A 16,069-nucleotide genomic window follows, 5' to 3' on the forward strand; every position below is an offset into this window, starting at 1 on the left:
GTCCGCGAGGCAAGCGCCCTACTTCTGCGCCTGCTGCATGCCCAGCAAATCCTGCACGAGTTGCTCCGACACATAATGCGGCCCGTCGAACAGATAGGTCCGGTAGCCGCGGTACGCAAGCAATTGCGGCGACAGTTCAGCCGCCGTCGCCGCGCGGAATGCGCCGCTTTGGGCCGGACGGAATGCCTCGGCGATGATCCGCACACGGTCTTTACCGAGCCGCGCGGCCAGCGCGTCCGCATACTCGCGCGCAGCCGCCGGGCCGCGTGCATAAACACCGCAGCCATCCTGCAGGAACACGCCGACATCCTTCGGCAGCCAGCCGTCCAGCCAGGCGGCAAGTGCCTGCCCCCCGACATTCGAATTGTCGTAGACGCTGATCCACAATGGCCGCGGCAGCTTGTCGAGCAAAGGTGCGAGCGTGGCGGCGTCCTTCCAGGTCGGATCGACTTCAACCGGAAAGTAATAACCGTCGATGTGAACCGCCGGCCGCACCGCCGCCAACTGCTTCGATTGCTCGACCAGTTGCGCCGCCTGCGCGCGGGCCGTGGTTTCGTCGAAACGTCCGGCGAGGCCGACGATCACATTGCGCGCCCACGGCTCGCCGCCAATCCGCGTCCAGTCCGGCGGACGTTGGGCCGTTTGCAGCGTGGTGCCGGGCAGAAACGAAATATCGTCCACCGCGGTCCATTGCACCAGCAGGTCCGTCACGCCGAGACGATTCCAGTCGCCGTGCGGGTTGACATGATCCTCGTCGAGCTGCCAGACCACACCCTGCGCCAACGCGGCGGCGTCTGCGGAACCCGGCGCCGAGCAGCCGTACAGGAGCGCCGCGTACGCGCCCGCGGCGAGCAGCGTGCGTCGGCGGGGCGAGACTGGCTCACCTGCCCGGGTCTGAGCGTCGTGTGAATTACCCATTGTGGTGGCGCTGTGCCTTGAGATGAACGTCACGATAATCCTGAGCGAGTTGCGCGCGGTCGATCTTGAAGTTGACCGATACCGGCAAGCTCCGGCACGCGAGCAATTCTGACGGGATCATATACGACGGCAGGCGGGCGGCGAGCAGCACCTTCCAGTCGCGCAGCACATCGGGCAGACGGCCATCGTCGCTGCCGGTCGCCACGAACGCGACGATCCGCGCGACGGAGCCATCCGGGCGCCGCAATGGCACGGCGGCGGCACTGGCCGCACCAGGCAGCCCACGCAAGCCCGCATCGATCTCCATCAGTTCGATCCGGTAGCCGCCCATCTTGATCTGGTCGTCGATCCGTCCGTGGCAAAACAGCAGCCCGTCGGCATCGACCGCGCCCAGATCGCCGGTGCGAAACGCCCGTTCGCCGTGATGCGTGAACATGCGCGCCACGTTCAGGTCGTCGCGATTCAGATAGCCGCGCATCACGTGCGCGCCGGCAATGCACAGCTCGCCGTCATCGACGAAAACCTCGGCGTCGCGCTTGGCGCGGCCAATCGGCAGGCGCGCGTGATGGGCCAGCACCGCATCGTCGACGACGATCCAGGTGGTCGCCACCGTCGCTTCGGTCGGCCCGTAGGTGTTAATGATCCGCGCGGCCGGAAACCGCTGGCGCAGTTGCCGCGCGAGAGCGACCGGCAACACTTCGCCGCAGAACAGGAAGGTGCCGAGCGCCGGCAAACCCTCGTGCGAAAACTGTGGATTGAGCAATTGCTGCTGCGCGAACGACGGCGTCGATACCCAGGTCGTCACGCCGTGCCGTGCGAGGCCGGCGAGAAACGTCGCGCCCTGTGCGGTCAGCGCGCGTGAAGCGAGAACAGCGGTGCCGCCGAGTGCGAGGGTGCCGAACACTTCGTACATCGACAGATCGAAGCTGAACGGCGCCTGATTCAGGAACACCGGTGCGTCACCGAGTCCGAAGTCGGCTGCCATCCAGTCCACCAGCGCGGCGACGCTTTCGCGGCCGATCTGCACGCCCTTCGGCTCGCCGGTCGTGCCCGAGGTGAACAACACGTACGCGAGATTCTTCTCGTGCAAGACCGGCGCTGCCGATGCCGCGACCGGCTTCGCCTCCGCCTGCGCACCCTGCCCGTTCAAGCGCACGAAGCGGCCACTCTGCGCGTCGAAGTACATCCGCGCGCCGAGCGTGCTCGCGATGCGCCGCATCCGTTCATCCGGGTAAATCGTGTCGACCGGCACGAACGGCGCGCCAAGCAGTAACGCCCCCGCCATCGCCACAAAGAATCCGGCTTCCTTGTGCCCGCGCACGATCACCGGCACATCCACGGCAAAACCGTGCTCGCGCGCCAGTGCGGCCCATGCCTGTGCCTGCTCCGCTAATTCGTGCCAGCGCAGCGCGCGATCGGCGCCGATCACCGCCCACGCGTCGGCGCGCACATCGGTATCGACAAAGCGGCTCGCGCTCAGATCGAATCGCATGATGTGCCTAACGATTGGCGGCGATGAACGCGCAAAGCGCATTCACGGATGCCAGATGCTCGGGGATCTCGGTGGGCGGAATGCGCACACCGAATTGCATCTCGACACCCATCACGATTTCGACGGCCAGCACCGAATCGATCAGCCCCGTTTCGAGCAGCAGTTCATCATCGCGCACGAGGCGCAGTACGACGGATTCGACCAGCGCCGCTACGTCGGCGTGCAGCGTTTCGTTTTGAGTCATGGTGGTGTCCTTGTGCAAAGGTCGTTACGGCAATCAGAACTGGAAATAGAGAAAACGCACTTCGCCGTGCAACTGCGCGACGCAGAACACGAGCACGCCAAGCATTGCGACGGTCCAGCGCAGCGACGGCCGCCAGGTCAGCGCGGCGGGCAGGCCCTCGGCCGCGCGTTCGAGCGCCGGCGAGAAGCGGCCCATCAACTGATGTGAATTCGGCGTGCACCAGACGATCGCCAGCAACGCGGCGATCTGCAATGCGAGCGTCGAGCGGCCCGCGACCAGATGCAGCCACTCGGCGAGGCCCATGTTCGCCGTGTCCCACGCGGGCCAGTCGAGTGCTTCGATACCGTGCAGCCCCGCCATGCCTTGCAGTAACGCAAACGCATCGCCAACGCCATGGGCGCGGAAAAACGCGAACGCGACCAGCGCGGCCACGAAGGTCAGCAACACGTTGCCCACATGGCGAAGGCGGGCCTTGACGCGCATGGCGAATGCCGCTGCAGTTCCTGCCGTTTCGATCGTGTGTACTGACGTTGCTGCTATCCCCGTTGCCGGCCCCGCCGCCGGCCCGCGCGCCGCCCGCCACGCGCGATAGGCGTGATTCACGGTGAGATAGGCCGCGTGCAGCAAGCCGTAAATCAGATACTGCAAGCCCGCGCCGTGCCAGATGCCGGCCAGCGCCATCGTGTAGAACGTCGGCACGGCGACCGTCGAGAGAAAGCCGCGCGTCGAACGTTGCGCGAGACGGCCGATCGGCATGCCACGCAGCGCACGGCTGCGGTTGATCCGCATCGCCATCGGGTAGTACAGATAAGCCGTGAGATAACGCGTGAGCGTCATGTGCCAGCGCTGCCAGAAATCGATGATGCTGGCCGCCTTGAACGGCGAATTGAAGTTCAACGGAAAGCGCACGCCGAACATCCTGGCAAGGCCCATCGCCATATCCGAGTAGCCGGAGAAATCGAAGTAAAGCTGCAGCGCGTACGCAAGACAGGTGCCCCACGCCGCCAGCCACTGCAATTCGTGCGGCGCGGCAAATCCGGCGTCGGCAAACGGCGCGATGGTATCAGCGAACAGCACCTTCTTCGCGAGGCCGATGGTGAACACGAATGCGCCGATCGAGAGATTCTCCGCGCGCAGCTTGTACGTGGCCGGTTGCGCGAACTGCGTCATCATTTCCTTGTGATGCAGGATCGGCCCCGCGATCAGATGCGGAAAGAATGTGACGAACTGCACGTAGCCGAGCGGGTCGCGCTCCTTGACGATCCCCGCATTGCAATCGAGCAGATAGCCGATCTGCGTGAAGGTGAAGAACGACACGCCGAGCGGCAGGATCACGTCCTGCATGCCGTGCGCGAGCCAATCGGCGGGCGCCACGCCGCTGGCATGCACGAGCGCGGTGAGCAGCGTCGCCAGATACTTGTAGCGCACCAGCAGCGCGAGATCGACGGCAATCGCGAGACCGAGCAGCCAGCGGCGCCGTGCCGACTGCGCGGGCGCCGCGACGATCGCGCAACTCATTGCGTAGTTGAACGCGATCGACACCACCAGCAAGCTGACAAACGCCGGATTCCACCAGCCGTAAAACACGATCGACGCACCGCATAGCCATGCCGCCGCGGCGCGCGGCATGCGTTGGCCAAGCAGGTAGTAGCCGGCCAGCGCGGGCGGCAGGAACAACGTGAGGAAGATGAATGAATTGAATAGCATCGCGCTCAGTCCTGCCTGGTCGGTGCGGCAACGGGGGTGACAGGCACGGCGGCGTTGGCGGCCGTTGCCTCGGCGGGCGCCGATGCCGATGCCGACGTATCGACCGGCATCGACAGCGCGTCTTCCGACATTTCCCAGATCACCACGCGCACGCTCTTGGGCCACGTGGCGCGTGCGTGCCAGACCGCCTGCAACGCGCGATCGAACTGGCCGTCGTCGAGGCTGACGTTCCAGACTTCGCGGCCGAGCTGCTCGCCGAGTCGCTCGGCAAATGCGCTGCGGCGCGAGAACGAGCTGCCCGCGAGCAGCACGTCAGCGGCCGGGCCGTCGTCGAGCAGGCCGCCGCTGCGTTGGGCCTGCAACGTTTCCTCCGCAACGACATCGGGCGCCGGCCGCCAGGCGTTGGGCACGTCGTTCAGGTTCGCGAGCGTCAGCAGATCGCCGACGCGTGGCGCGGCTTGCGCCATCGTATGCGTGAATCTTGTGTCGCCGGGCTTACCGAGCAAGGGCAACACCGCGGCGCCGACCACCTGGGCGGCGGCTTGCGCGCCTTGCGCATTCCAGTGCACGTCGGTACGGAAAAACGCCGGACGCGCGGCTTGCAACGCCGGCAGCAATTCGACGTGCGCGACCTTGCTCGTGCTCAGCGCGCGGTTCCAGACGTTCAGACGCTGCGTCATTCGCGCGTCCTGACGCAGGCCGCACAGCGCCTCGCTTTCCGCGCGCGCTTTGTCGGGCACGGTCACGACCACCAGTTGAATCCCGGCGCCGCGTAGTGCGTCCGCGTAACGGTGCAGCGTGGCGATACGCGCATCGGTCAACGCATCGCCGCCGTCGGCGCGTTCGACGGGATCATGTCCGGGTTGCACTGGCGCGCGCAGACCGTCGGCATAGAACAGCCAGCCCGGGCAGCCCTCGCGCACCTCGTGCCCGAGGTCGCCGAACAGGCGGTAACGCGCCGCCGCCTGCCAGCGATGCAGCGACCGCGCGTACGGCACGTCGATCGCGCGATCGAGGCTGTGCCCGAGGCTGCCGTCGCGCCAGCCATGCAACTCGAACGACGCGCCGTTGAGCGACTGCATGACGAGCGATGCAACCGCGCCGGCCCAACCTAGCCCAAGCAGCAGCGCGATCAGCCATGCGATACGCCGATGCGCGCGCGCAAACGACGGCGCAAGCTCAGGCGCCGCTGCCGCATGGCCGTGCGCGGCGCCGCCGTCCCTGGCCGGCGTGTCTGCCGCAGAGCGGGCCGCCGCGCGCTCCGTCGCGCGTCCGACTGACTCGCTCATCAGGCGATTGCCTTGGTGAGGCGCGCGAGAAACGCGTCGTCGGCCATCACCGACGCCGCGTCCCATTGGCCGGCCGCGCCCGGCAGATTCATCATCTGCCCTTCATTGAATTGCCAGACGATCGCCTGCGGCGGATTGGCCTTGAACTCCGGCGATTCCAGATAGTTGAGCAGCGTCTTCCACGGACCGGTGTCGCCGAAGGTCCACGTCAAACCGACCTGGCGATCGATTGAATTCGAGAGCTTTTGCGGAAAACCTAGGTACGGCTGAACCATGCTGTTGCCGACCACCTGCACGACCGGCGGCCCGCTGTCGACGAGCCCCGCCGACGCCACCACCGTGCGCACGATAAAGTGATCCTTGCCGACCGCCTTCTTGCGCTCCGGCGACAGCAACGCAGCAAGGTCGCCATAGCGAACTTCCTCGTTCCACGTGCCGAGCCGGCTGCCCGCACCGGCCGCGCCCTTCAGCGGACCTGCCGCAACCAGGCGTTCGGCGACGCGCGCCGCGACCGCTTCGGCGGAATGGCCGCTCCAGTGGTAGTCGGCGCGAATGTACTTTTCCTGCGCCGGGTCGACCGCGGCGATTGCGGCGTCGCCATCGACCAGTTGCAGACCCAGCGAATCGGCGCGCGCGCGAATCGCGGCGTAGCGGCCCGCGACACCCGCGGACAGCGCGGTGCCGTCCGGCAGATTTTGCGGACACGAACGGGCTTTCAACGGCGCGATCACGATCACGCTGCGAATGCCGCGTGCCGAGAGCTTGTCCGTCGCCTGATGAATCAGATCGACGGCTTTCAGACAGGCGGGCGTCGCGTCATCGGTGAGACTTTCCCAGCCGGGATAGAGCCACAGATTGCGACCTTCAATGACGCTGGTCGAGGCCGCTGCGAAAGCGCGGCGCGGCAGCAGCGACAGCACGCCGCCGAGCGGCGCCGCGGCCAGCGCGAGCAGCAAACGGCGGCGCACGCGGTCGGACGGTTGCGGTTGGGCAGATGCCTGGATGAACGAACGGCTGGAATCGGTCATTGTGTTGGTTCCCCGTGATTTATATGAAGCGTGTGCTGCAGATACAGCCGGTCAAGCGATAAGCGAAGCGGCAGGCGAACCGCGCGCGGCGAACCACAGCACGCGCAGCGCTCAATTGGCGGCCGGCGGCCACGCGAGCGCGTCGCGCGCGCCGCTCAACACCGGCTTTGCGGCATCGCCGGTGACGAACAGGCTGTAGCTATCGCCAGCAGCGAGCGCCGGCAGCGGCAGCGCCGCACTGGCCGCCGCACCGCACTGCCCCACGAGCTTCGCGCTGACCGGATTGATGGCGCGCGCGTCCTGCGCGCCCGCAGCCACCTGCGCGAATACCGTCGGACCGTTACCGTCCACACCGATCTTCGCGCTGCAACCCGGCGCGAAATTGAACGCGCGCAAGGTTGCCTTCAAACCGTCGACGCGCTCATAGCGGCCGACGATCCGCGCCGCATGCCAGCCCTTCGTGTCATGACGCAGCGCGACGGTGACGGCGTCGCCTGCGCCGCTGGTTCCATTGGTTGTTCCATTAGCTGTTGCATCGGCCACGACCTTGCCGTCGGCCGTGACGCGCGCCGGCGTGCCAGGCGTCAGCACGCTGAAGCGCGTGACCGCGCCCGGCGCGAGCGTCTGTGGCGCTTCGCTGCCGGCGAGCGCGACGCGCACCGCTTGCGACGACGCGTTCAACACGCGCAGATACGACGCGTTGGCGGGCGGTTGCAGTCCATACAGACTCGCGACGTCGTCCGCCGCCGCGTGCGCCATACCTGCCGATAGCAGCGTGACCAGGAGAACTGCCACCCTCGAATTAGTCAGATTATTTTTTTTCATTTGATTCGTCCGGATTCAATACGAATAGATCGCGCCGAAGAACACGCCGCGCGCGCGATCGTCGCCGCTAATCTTCCAGCGGTACTGCACCGACAGATCGACATACGAGCGCGGCGAGTCGTATTTGCTGTCGCGAAACCAGTAGCGCGTCGAAATCCCCACCCCCGCGCCAAGCGGAATGCTGTGATCGATGCTCGAGTCGTAGTCCGCGCCGATCACCGCATACGGGAACACGGTCCACTTCGGGCTGTAGCGATCCATGCGGTAGGTGCGGCCCACTTCGAGATTGGTGGTCGCGTAGACCGACCCCGCGTTCAGATAGGCCCCCGTCTCGGCATAGACCTGCGCGGTCCACCACGACGGCACGTCCACCCGTCGCTCGATGCCGTAACCACCCGAATACGCGAGCCGCGCGAGCCAGTCGGGGTTGACCTGCGAGCCGATCGGAATGATCCGTTCGAAGGCGACGATCGCGTCGATCTGCGAGAACGGCTTGGCGCGCGCGCCGACGGTGGCCTGCAAGGTATCCACGCCGCTCGCGCCGCCGTTTTTCACGCCGAAACTCTCATAGCCACGCGCGTAGAGCTCGAACATCCGGTCGCCGAGGCTGCCGAATGGACGCCAGTAGGCTTCCACGCCGGCCTGCCAATTGTTTGACGTGCCAGGTGTCGGTGAAGACGCATAGCCCGGCTGCATGCCCGCACCGCGATAGTTGAGCGACGCGTCGAAGCCCCAGTTGCGGGTGGCCTCCGCGTGCGCGCTGCGCATCTCGTTCAGTTGCGCCGGGGTGGCCGGCGTGGTGTCTTCGGCCGGTTTGGCGCTCGCGTCGATCGCGCGCTCGAAGTACTGCGCGGCTTCGCGATTGCGGGTCGCGTTCACGGCCGCATAGCCGGCGTCGGCGTAGGCGCTGGCCGGCAGCGTGCCCGCCTTGTCAGCCATGCTGAAACGCTGGTACGCGACCTTGTTGTCGCCGGCCCGTTGCGCGATGTACGCGGCGGTCATGTCAGGCATCGCGTCGAGCATGCCGGCGTCGATCATCTTCTGCGCTTCGCGCGACGCAGCGGAGTCGTTGCCGGCCGTGCTGAGCGCGTTGATCAACTCGACCCGGTGTTGCGGATCGTCCGGCGCGGCTTTGACCGCTTCGCTGGCGTAGCCGACCGCACCGGTTTTGTCGTTCGCGGCGGCGGCGGTGGCTGCGGCTCGCGCCGCCGCGAAGCCGCGATCGGCGGCGTACACGTCGCAGCTCGCGCCGAACTGATCGACCACACAGTCGATCACCGGACGGCGCGCGGGGTCGATCGGCGTGACGGCGGCGAGTGAAGCGCCTGGAGTCGTCGAAGTGGCTGAGGTGGCTGAGGTGGCTGAGGTGGCCGAAGTGCCTGACGTGGCCGCCGCCGCGCTCACAGCATTCGCCCCAAGCGCCGCCGCGCTCGCCAGCAACCGCCGCGCTTGCGCGCGCCGCAGCGCGATCGGCGGATCGGTGTCGTCACCATTCATCTTGAGCGGCGCGAGCAGATCGAGCGCGCGCTGCGGCTGTCCTTCGGCGATCCATACATCGGCGATGATCACGCGCGCCACGCGCTTGTTGCGCTGGGTTGCATCGTTGGCCTGCAGCGCCTTGGCGAAGTCAGCCTCGGCCTGGGCCGTCCGGCCCTGCGCGGCCAGCACGTAGCCACGCAGCGTGAGCGGCATGATTTCCGTGTCGTCGGCGGCAATCGCGTCGCTCGCTGCCGCTTGCACGCCCGCCAGATCGTTCACGGCGAACAGCACGTCCATCAACTGAATCCGGTAGCCGACCTGATCCGGCGCGTAGGCAACCGTCTCACGCGCGAGCGCGGCGGCCTGCGCGTAGTCGCCCTTCCTGAATGCCTCATACGACGCCGCGGACGACTTCGGCGCCAGCCGGTTGCCGATGAAGCTGCGCCTCAGGCGCAGTTCGTCGCTGTCGCCAAAGCGCTTGCTTGCATCGAGATCGGCGCTCCATGCTTCGGCATCCTGACCAGCCGCGCTCGCCGCGTCGATCAGCAACAGACGCAAGCGCAGCAGATCGGGGCGCAGCGAGATCGCCTCGTTCGCGTATTTGACCGTGCCCGTGAAATCCTTCGCCGCGTAGGCCTTGTAGGCCTGCTGCGCGGCCGTCAACGCGGCGCCGGTCAGCGCGTCCGGGTCGCTGGGCTGCTGGCGGCCCGCGCGTGCCACCGAGCGGGTCGAGACGCTCAGCGCGTCGATCTGCTTGCGACGCGAGACCAGCGCCGGATCGCGGCCAATCTGCGCAATCGCATCGCCGAGCGAGCGGCTCGCCTCGCCATAGCGGCGAAGTGCGGCGAGCGAGTTGGCGAGCAACACCCGCAGCGACACAACGTCGGGGCGCTGGCGGATCGCTTCGCGTGAGCGCGCAACCGCGCCGGCGTAGTCGCCGCGTTCATAGGCGGCATACGCAGCCTGCGCGACCCGATAGGCGGCGCCGCTCAACGGCAACGCATTCAGTCCGGAAACGGCCGGCTGCGGCGCAGACGCATTGCTCTGCGCATAGGCTGCCGCACTGCTCAGGCACAACGCGCCCGTCATGGTTGCGGCGGCAACGGCACGCAGGCTGAAGAAAAATGAATCGCTCATTCGGATGCCGCCAGAGCGCCCTGCAGGCGGCGCTGTTGCTGGATTACGTTCTCGAGTGCGGCACGCGAGATCACGCCGCGCGCCACCATATAGTCGCCGATACGGCCATGTCGATCGGGGCGGTAGTCCTGCATGGCCGCTTCGAAAGCTTCGCGGCGCACGTGACCGTTCTCGATCAGCAGGTCGCCGATCAACGGCACGCTGCGTGCCGGCGCGGATGCGGCGCCCTCACCCGGCAATGCATCCGCTAAAGCACCCACTGAAGCACCTTCCACCGTGCCTGCTGGCTCGCCCTCGCCCGCCGGCGCCGCAGTCCCGACACCGCGCAACACACGCAGGCCCGCCGCGATCTCGCCCTCACGGACGATCTGCTGGACAACCGGTCCCTTGATCGACGCGCTCAGTTCCGCGAATGCCGTGTCGGCAAGCGGACTCGCGGTCAGCAAAATCGTCTGGCCACCTGCGGCGTCGATCTGCGGCAATACCCGGTGACGCACAATCGCATCGAGCGGCAAGCGCTCCGCGTCATCCTTGATGCGTTCGAGCACCATGCGTCCACGCGGCAAATCCGACTGAAAGGCAATCGCTTCCGCGAGGGTTTCCTCGTCGAGCCAGCCCTTGGCCATCAGCACGCGGCCAAGCGGCGCCTCACGCGCATGACTCTCGCCAAGCGCCTGTTCGAGCTTGTCCGGATCGATGGCTTGCCATGACAGCAGCAGTTCGCCCAGACGCTGACGGCGATTGTTGAAACCGTCAGCGGAGGGGAAGTCGTGCATGGTCTTGTCCCATGCCAGACGCTTGCCGGTGACGAGGTGCGTGAGGAACATCTTCCACGCCCGCGACACGGCCATGAAGTTGATGAAGTTGCCCACCACCATGCGCGGCACCGACAGCACGCCGTGTTCCCAACCATACAGGCGGGTCACGAAATAGATTCGCTGCGCGACGCGCAACAGCAAGGCACAACCATTGGCCCACAGCAGCGCTTGCAGCCACGGCGAATCGGAGAACGGCGAAGCGATCAGATCCGGCATCCAGCCAAGCAGATCGGCGCCGGCGAAAAGCAGAAACTGGATCACCAGCCCATAAGCGATGATGCCGACGAACGCGGTGACGATGCCCTTGCGGTCACGGAACAGCAGATAGCGATTGGCGAACGAGCCGGTCCATCCGGTCTGCTTCCAGCCTTGCAGGCCAATGCCGAGCGTCCAGCGCGCTCTCTGCCTGTAAGCAGTGCGGAAGGTGTCGGGGAAAAACTCGCGCACGCACAGCGGCATCGTCACGGTGATGTCGCGCTCCTTGCCGAGGCCAAACCATGCCTTGCGGCGCGTGGCGAACTGCACCGGAAAGCGCGCGAAAATCGACTGCATGCCCATCTTGCCCAGGCGCGCGCCGACGTCGTAGTCCTCGGTCAGGCTTTCGGTATTGAACGGCTGGTTATCGGTTTCGGCGATCAGCGCCAGCAGCGCGCGCCGCGAGAAGCACGTGCCCACTCCCGCGGACGGCACCGAGCCCACCAGGCTCTCGCGCACCACCAGATCCTTCGCGTGCCATTCGGCGAACTCGTCCATGTAGGTGCCGGCCACGAGTTCGAACCAGTTGCGCTCGAGCGAGGCGACCGGCAACTGGATCATGTCCTTACGCGGCAGCAGATAATTGAAAAAGCGCAGCTCGAGCGGATGCAGCACGTCTTCGCTATCGTGCAGCACGACGCCCGCGAACTCGATGTCCGCCTCACTCTCGTACTTGAAGATCGCCTGAATCACCCAGTTCAGACAGTCGGCCTTGCAGGTCGGACCGTCGTGCGGCACTTCCACGCGACGCAACTGTTTGTAGCGGCGCCGCATCCGTTCGACTTCGGCGATGGTCTGCGGATCGTTCTGATAGGTGCCGACGAACACCACATAGTTGCGGTAGTCCATCACCCGCACCATGTCCTCGATCATCGCCGCGACCACGTCGTATTCGTGCCACGCGGGCACCATGATCGCGATCGGCTGCTCGTCGCGCTGATACAACTGCAGGCTGGTGAGCGGCTTGTGGGCGCGCTGCACCGTGAAGCGGCGATAAAGCGTGCGGGTCCAATACCAGATGTCGATGAACAGATCGTCGATGCTGGACAGCAGAATGATGAACGCCACCAGCGCCGCGACGTATTCGAGCCCCAGGTAGTAGTGGGCTACCGCGTAGCCCGCATACCATTTGATCAGCGCGATGCTCACGACCTGTCCTTATTCCTGCGGCGCGCCACGTTGGCAACCAGCAGCAATACGATCAGCAAGCCAACGAGGGCGGCCGGGATGCCCCAGCGCACCCAGTTCTGCATGAACCACGGACCCTCTGCGTCTTCTGCATCGATGACTTCGCCCGGATGACGCGAATCGAACTGGCGCAGCGTGCCGCTGCCGTCGACGATCGCGACGTCGCCGCGTGAGAGTTGCAACGACGCCGGCAAGACCGCCGCCGTGTCGCCCACCGTGCGATACGCAATGCCCGGGACGTTGCCCGACTTCACCGCTTCGATCACGCCGACGCGGTTCAGGCCCGACACGTCCGCGAGAACCTTGCCGGATGCATCGGTCAGCGACAGACGGTCTTTCGACAAACGCGCGAGGCTCTTCTCATCGGCGAGCGTGACGTCGGCCGCGAGGAAAGCGCCCTTCGGGTTCACCGCTTCGCCATCACGGGCGACGCTGAAGGCCGCGCCCGTCGGCGAAATGCCGCTCGCGTTCGCCAGTCGTGCGACGCGCGGCAGAGCCTGGGTTGGGTCGTTCAGGTACGCGGCCGGCACCAGCACATTCGCTTCCGACGCGAAACGCGCCACCATGCCGGTGAAATCGTCGCCGATCTTCGCGCTGGCGAGCGTCAGATGACTGCTCGGCAACACGGCGATCGGATGACCCTGGCCGCGCGGCTGGCAGCCGCCTTCCGGCTGACGCTGGAACACTACGCGCAGCAGGTTGTTCGGCGCGAGCGCGTAATGCGGCACGCGTGCGGTGATGCGCTGCGGCTTGCCATTGGCGTTCAGCAATTGCGAACCGATCAGCACGTCGTTGAAATAGATCGAGGCGGTCTGCGCGGCGTTGTTCAGCGTCGGCGACGCGGCCACGTCTAGAACCACGCTGCCAGGCAGCTTGCCGTTGCCCGACACCGCACCCAGATCGAAATTCGCGTCCCAGGTGGCGCGGCCTTGCACGTCGAGCGTGCGCGGCTGGCCGCCTAGCAGCGACAGCGCGATTTCGTCGCCACGGGTGTTCGGCGCGGTATCGATCTGATGCACGACGAGACGGCTCGTCACATCAATCGGACGCCACGTGCGCGCGAGGATCGCGACGCCGTCGTTGTCGCCGACCACGATCGCGGTTTGACCGCCGAGGTGGGCCAGGCGCACCTCGCCCGAAACGAGCGGCTTCGCGATCGGATCGATCGCGCGGGCGCGCCACGCGTCGAACGCGTCGGCGGCACCCGGCGCCGCGCTCACAACCTGTTCGCGCAACGCATCGAGCGACGTCTTCAGTGTGTTGCGCAGCGTGTCGTCGGCGACGATTACGTCCGGCGCGAATGCCGCGCGCGGCGTCAACGCGATCAAGGCGCCTGCTTCCGCCGGGTTCGCCAGCTTGTGCGAACCGCCCGTGGCCAGCGCGGCAAATGCCGGAACCGCGCGCAGCGGCGCCGGCACCTCGATATCGCTAAGATCGACGGTATCGCCCGCCGTCGGCCATGTCCGCGTAGCCGGCGTGCGGCCTTCGCGTTGCAGCAGCGCTTCGACGCGCCAGCCGGCATCGAAAGCCGGTGCGGCCACCGTGCGCGCACCGAGCATGACCACCGGTTTGGTCGGCAACGCGCCCCACGCACTGCGCAGATCGACGATCGCGTCAGGATCGTAGCGATAGGTCAGGCGCGAAGTCGGCGCGATGCGCCAGACATTGCCGATCGCGGTCTGATCGCTGCAGACGTTTTCGCTCAGCACCGACGACCAGTCGAGACCCACGCGCACGAAACCGCTCGGCCGCGCCGCGCCGTCCACGCCGAGACTCGCCGAGGCGTCGCCCTGGTCCTGTGCCGGACTGCGCGACAGTACCGGCGAGCCGTCGAGCGACACGAGCATCGTCGTGCGGCCGCCATTGCCGCGCAGATAGCTGCCGTCGATCTGCAAAGCCGCATCGCTCAATGGCACGCCGGCCGGCACCGGCAGATACAGTTCCTGACGACCGTCCGGCGCACGCAGCACGACCGGATCGCGCATGCCCAGTTCGGCCAGCGACACCGTGCGCGTCGCGAGACGGCCGCTGCCGAACTGCGCGAAGCTGCCGGCGACGTCGGCCGGCTGTTGGGCATAGGCCGTCGACGCAAGCATCAGCAGCGCAGCAAGAACCTTCAGTTGAGGACGCGCGAGGCGGCGCATGAGCGAATGGGTGGTCACGTTATCTTGTCTCGAAATTAGAGCGCAAACGGTGAGGCAATTTCGCGCTGCATGGATTGTCTGGAACTGCGATCCCGCTTGTGACGGGCGGCCTTGCCGGAGGCTTTGCCGGCATGTCGCAATCGACGGCCGCCCGCGAACCCTTGCGCTACAGTGCGCGCGAATCCGGTGCGTGTGCAACCTGAGCGGACGCACTGACGCCGCCGCTCACGAACTCGTCGAACGGGCGCCCGGTCAGCGCCGCGACGATCCGTTGCGAGGCGTGGCCGTCGCCGTACGGATTGACGCGCTGCGCAAAATCGTCGCGCTCGCCCGCGTTTTCGAGCAAGCCGGTCACCGCGCGCACGATCGCTTCGCGCTCCGTGCCGACGAGACGCACCGTGCCGGCCGCCACCGCTTCCGGACGCTCGGTCACGTCGCGCATCACCAGCACCGGCTTGCCGAGCGCGGGCGCTTCTTCCTGCACGCCGCCCGAGTCGGTGAGAATGATCGACGCGCGCTGCATCAGACGTACGAAACCGAGGTAGTCCAGCGGCTCGATCAGATGAACGTTGCGCGCCGTGCCAAGGGTTTCCTGCACCGGGCCGCGCACATTCGGATTCAGGTGGACCGGATAGACGATCTGCACCGTGTTGGTTTTCGCGAGCTCGGCGAGCGCCGCGCAGATGTTCGCGAAGCCCGCGCCGAAGCTCTCACGACGATGGCCCGTGACGAGCAGCACGGGCAGCGCGCCGTCGAGGAACGGCAGGCGCGCGTCGAGTTCGGCACGCAATGCCGCGTCATGGTCGATGCGCGCGGTGGTGAGGTTCAATGCGTCGATCACGGTGTTGCCGGTCACGATGATCTTGCCGTGCAGCGTCTCGTGCGCGAGGTTGGCTTTCGAACTCGCGGTGGGCGCGAACATCAGATCGCTCATCACGTCGACCACGCGACGGTTCATCTCTTCCGGCCACGGCTGCATCAGATTGCCGGTACGCAGCCCCGCTTCCACGTGACCGATCGGAATGCGCCGGTGGAACGAAGCCAGCGCCGCCGCGCATGCGGTGGTCGTATCGCCGTGTACCAGCACGCGATCGGGCTGTACGGCCGCGAGCACGTCGTCGAGCGATGCAATGAGGCGTGACGCCAGACCGTTGAGCGTCTGATTACCGGTCATCAGGGCAAGATTGTGATGCGGCTCGATCTGAAACAGTTCAAGCACCTGATCGAGCATCTGCTGATGCTGCCCGGTGACGCAAACAATCGACTCGATGCCGGCATCGGCTTCCAGTTGTTTGACTAACGGCGCCATTTTGATGGCTTCCGGCCGTGTGCCGAAAATCGACAGAATCCTCATTGGCATATGTCCCGCATCTCTCTCAAATGTTTTATTGGCGGCTGGCAATGCGGAGCGCGCGTTAATATCGCACGCTCATATTTACCGATCTGACTTGCCCGTAGCCGATAATTCCGGCGATTCCCATCTGCGTGGGAAACGATTCGATCGGATGCAATTACTGCCGACTGGATTCACACGAGCATCGTTTG

The 16,069-nt window shown here is 66.1% G+C and carries 11 protein-coding genes; all 11 read right to left on the minus strand.

Going from position 1 to position 16,069, the window contains the following annotated elements; translation table 11 throughout:
- Nucleotides 1-18 precede the first annotated feature (18 nt).
- The gene (locus PQR67_RS17275; protein WP_408461503.1) at nt 19-918 is read right to left on the minus strand and encodes an alpha-amylase family protein; all 900 of its coding nucleotides are present in this window, start codon (nt 916-918) and stop codon (nt 19-21) included.
- Nucleotides 911-2,410 (minus strand): D-alanine--poly(phosphoribitol) ligase, encoded by a 1,500-nt coding sequence (locus PQR67_RS17280; RefSeq protein ID WP_408461505.1) that lies wholly within the window; start codon nt 2,408-2,410, stop codon nt 911-913. Before PQR67_RS17280 ends, PQR67_RS17275 begins: the two co-directional genes overlap by 8 nt.
- Before the next feature lie 7 nt (nt 2,411-2,417).
- Nucleotides 2,418-2,654, minus strand: coding sequence for an acyl carrier protein (locus PQR67_RS17285; RefSeq protein WP_408461508.1), 237 nt, complete (start codon nt 2,652-2,654; stop codon nt 2,418-2,420).
- Between the two features lie 33 nt (nt 2,655-2,687).
- Nucleotides 2,688-4,361 (minus strand): MBOAT family O-acyltransferase, encoded by a 1,674-nt coding sequence (locus PQR67_RS17290; RefSeq protein WP_408461510.1) that lies wholly within the window; start codon nt 4,359-4,361, stop codon nt 2,688-2,690.
- A 5-nt stretch (nt 4,362-4,366) separates the two neighbouring features.
- Complete coding sequence (locus tag PQR67_RS17295; RefSeq protein WP_408461513.1) at nt 4,367-5,650, minus strand: alginate O-acetyltransferase AlgX-related protein; 1,284 nt, start codon at nt 5,648-5,650, stop codon at nt 4,367-4,369.
- Entirely contained in the window at nt 5,650-6,678 is a 1,029-nt protein-coding gene (locus PQR67_RS17300) for an alginate O-acetyltransferase AlgX-related protein (RefSeq protein ID WP_408461516.1), read from the minus strand. The genes PQR67_RS17295 and PQR67_RS17300 overlap by 1 nt, the downstream gene beginning before the upstream one ends.
- 111 nt (nt 6,679-6,789) lie before the next feature.
- Nucleotides 6,790-7,503 carry a cell division protein FtsQ gene (locus PQR67_RS17305; protein WP_408461518.1) on the minus strand — a complete coding sequence of 238 codons (714 nt, stop codon included), beginning with the start codon at nt 7,501-7,503 and terminating at the stop codon, nt 6,790-6,792.
- 15 nt (nt 7,504-7,518) lie between these two features.
- Nucleotides 7,519-10,119: an NfrA family protein gene (locus PQR67_RS17310; protein ID WP_408461521.1), complete on the minus strand. Its 2,601-nt coding sequence runs from the start codon at nt 10,117-10,119 to the stop codon at nt 7,519-7,521.
- Nucleotides 10,116-12,341, minus strand: a complete 2,226-nt coding sequence (locus tag PQR67_RS17315; protein WP_408461524.1) for a glycosyl transferase family protein — start codon at nt 12,339-12,341, stop codon at nt 10,116-10,118. Before PQR67_RS17315 ends, PQR67_RS17310 begins: the two co-directional genes overlap by 4 nt.
- Nucleotides 12,338-14,542, minus strand: coding sequence for a cellulose synthase (locus PQR67_RS17320; protein WP_408461527.1), 2,205 nt, complete (start codon nt 14,540-14,542; stop codon nt 12,338-12,340). Before PQR67_RS17320 ends, PQR67_RS17315 begins: the two co-directional genes overlap by 4 nt.
- Before the next feature lie 148 nt (nt 14,543-14,690).
- Nucleotides 14,691-15,884 (minus strand): non-hydrolyzing UDP-N-acetylglucosamine 2-epimerase, encoded by a 1,194-nt coding sequence (gene wecB, locus PQR67_RS17325; RefSeq protein ID WP_408461529.1) that lies wholly within the window; start codon nt 15,882-15,884, stop codon nt 14,691-14,693.
- Nucleotides 15,885-16,069: the final 185 nt, after the last annotated feature.

Origin of the sequence: Paraburkholderia fungorum, assembly GCF_046026025.1 — a bacterium.
Lineage (GTDB): Bacteria > Pseudomonadota > Gammaproteobacteria > Burkholderiales > Burkholderiaceae > Paraburkholderia > Paraburkholderia fungorum_E.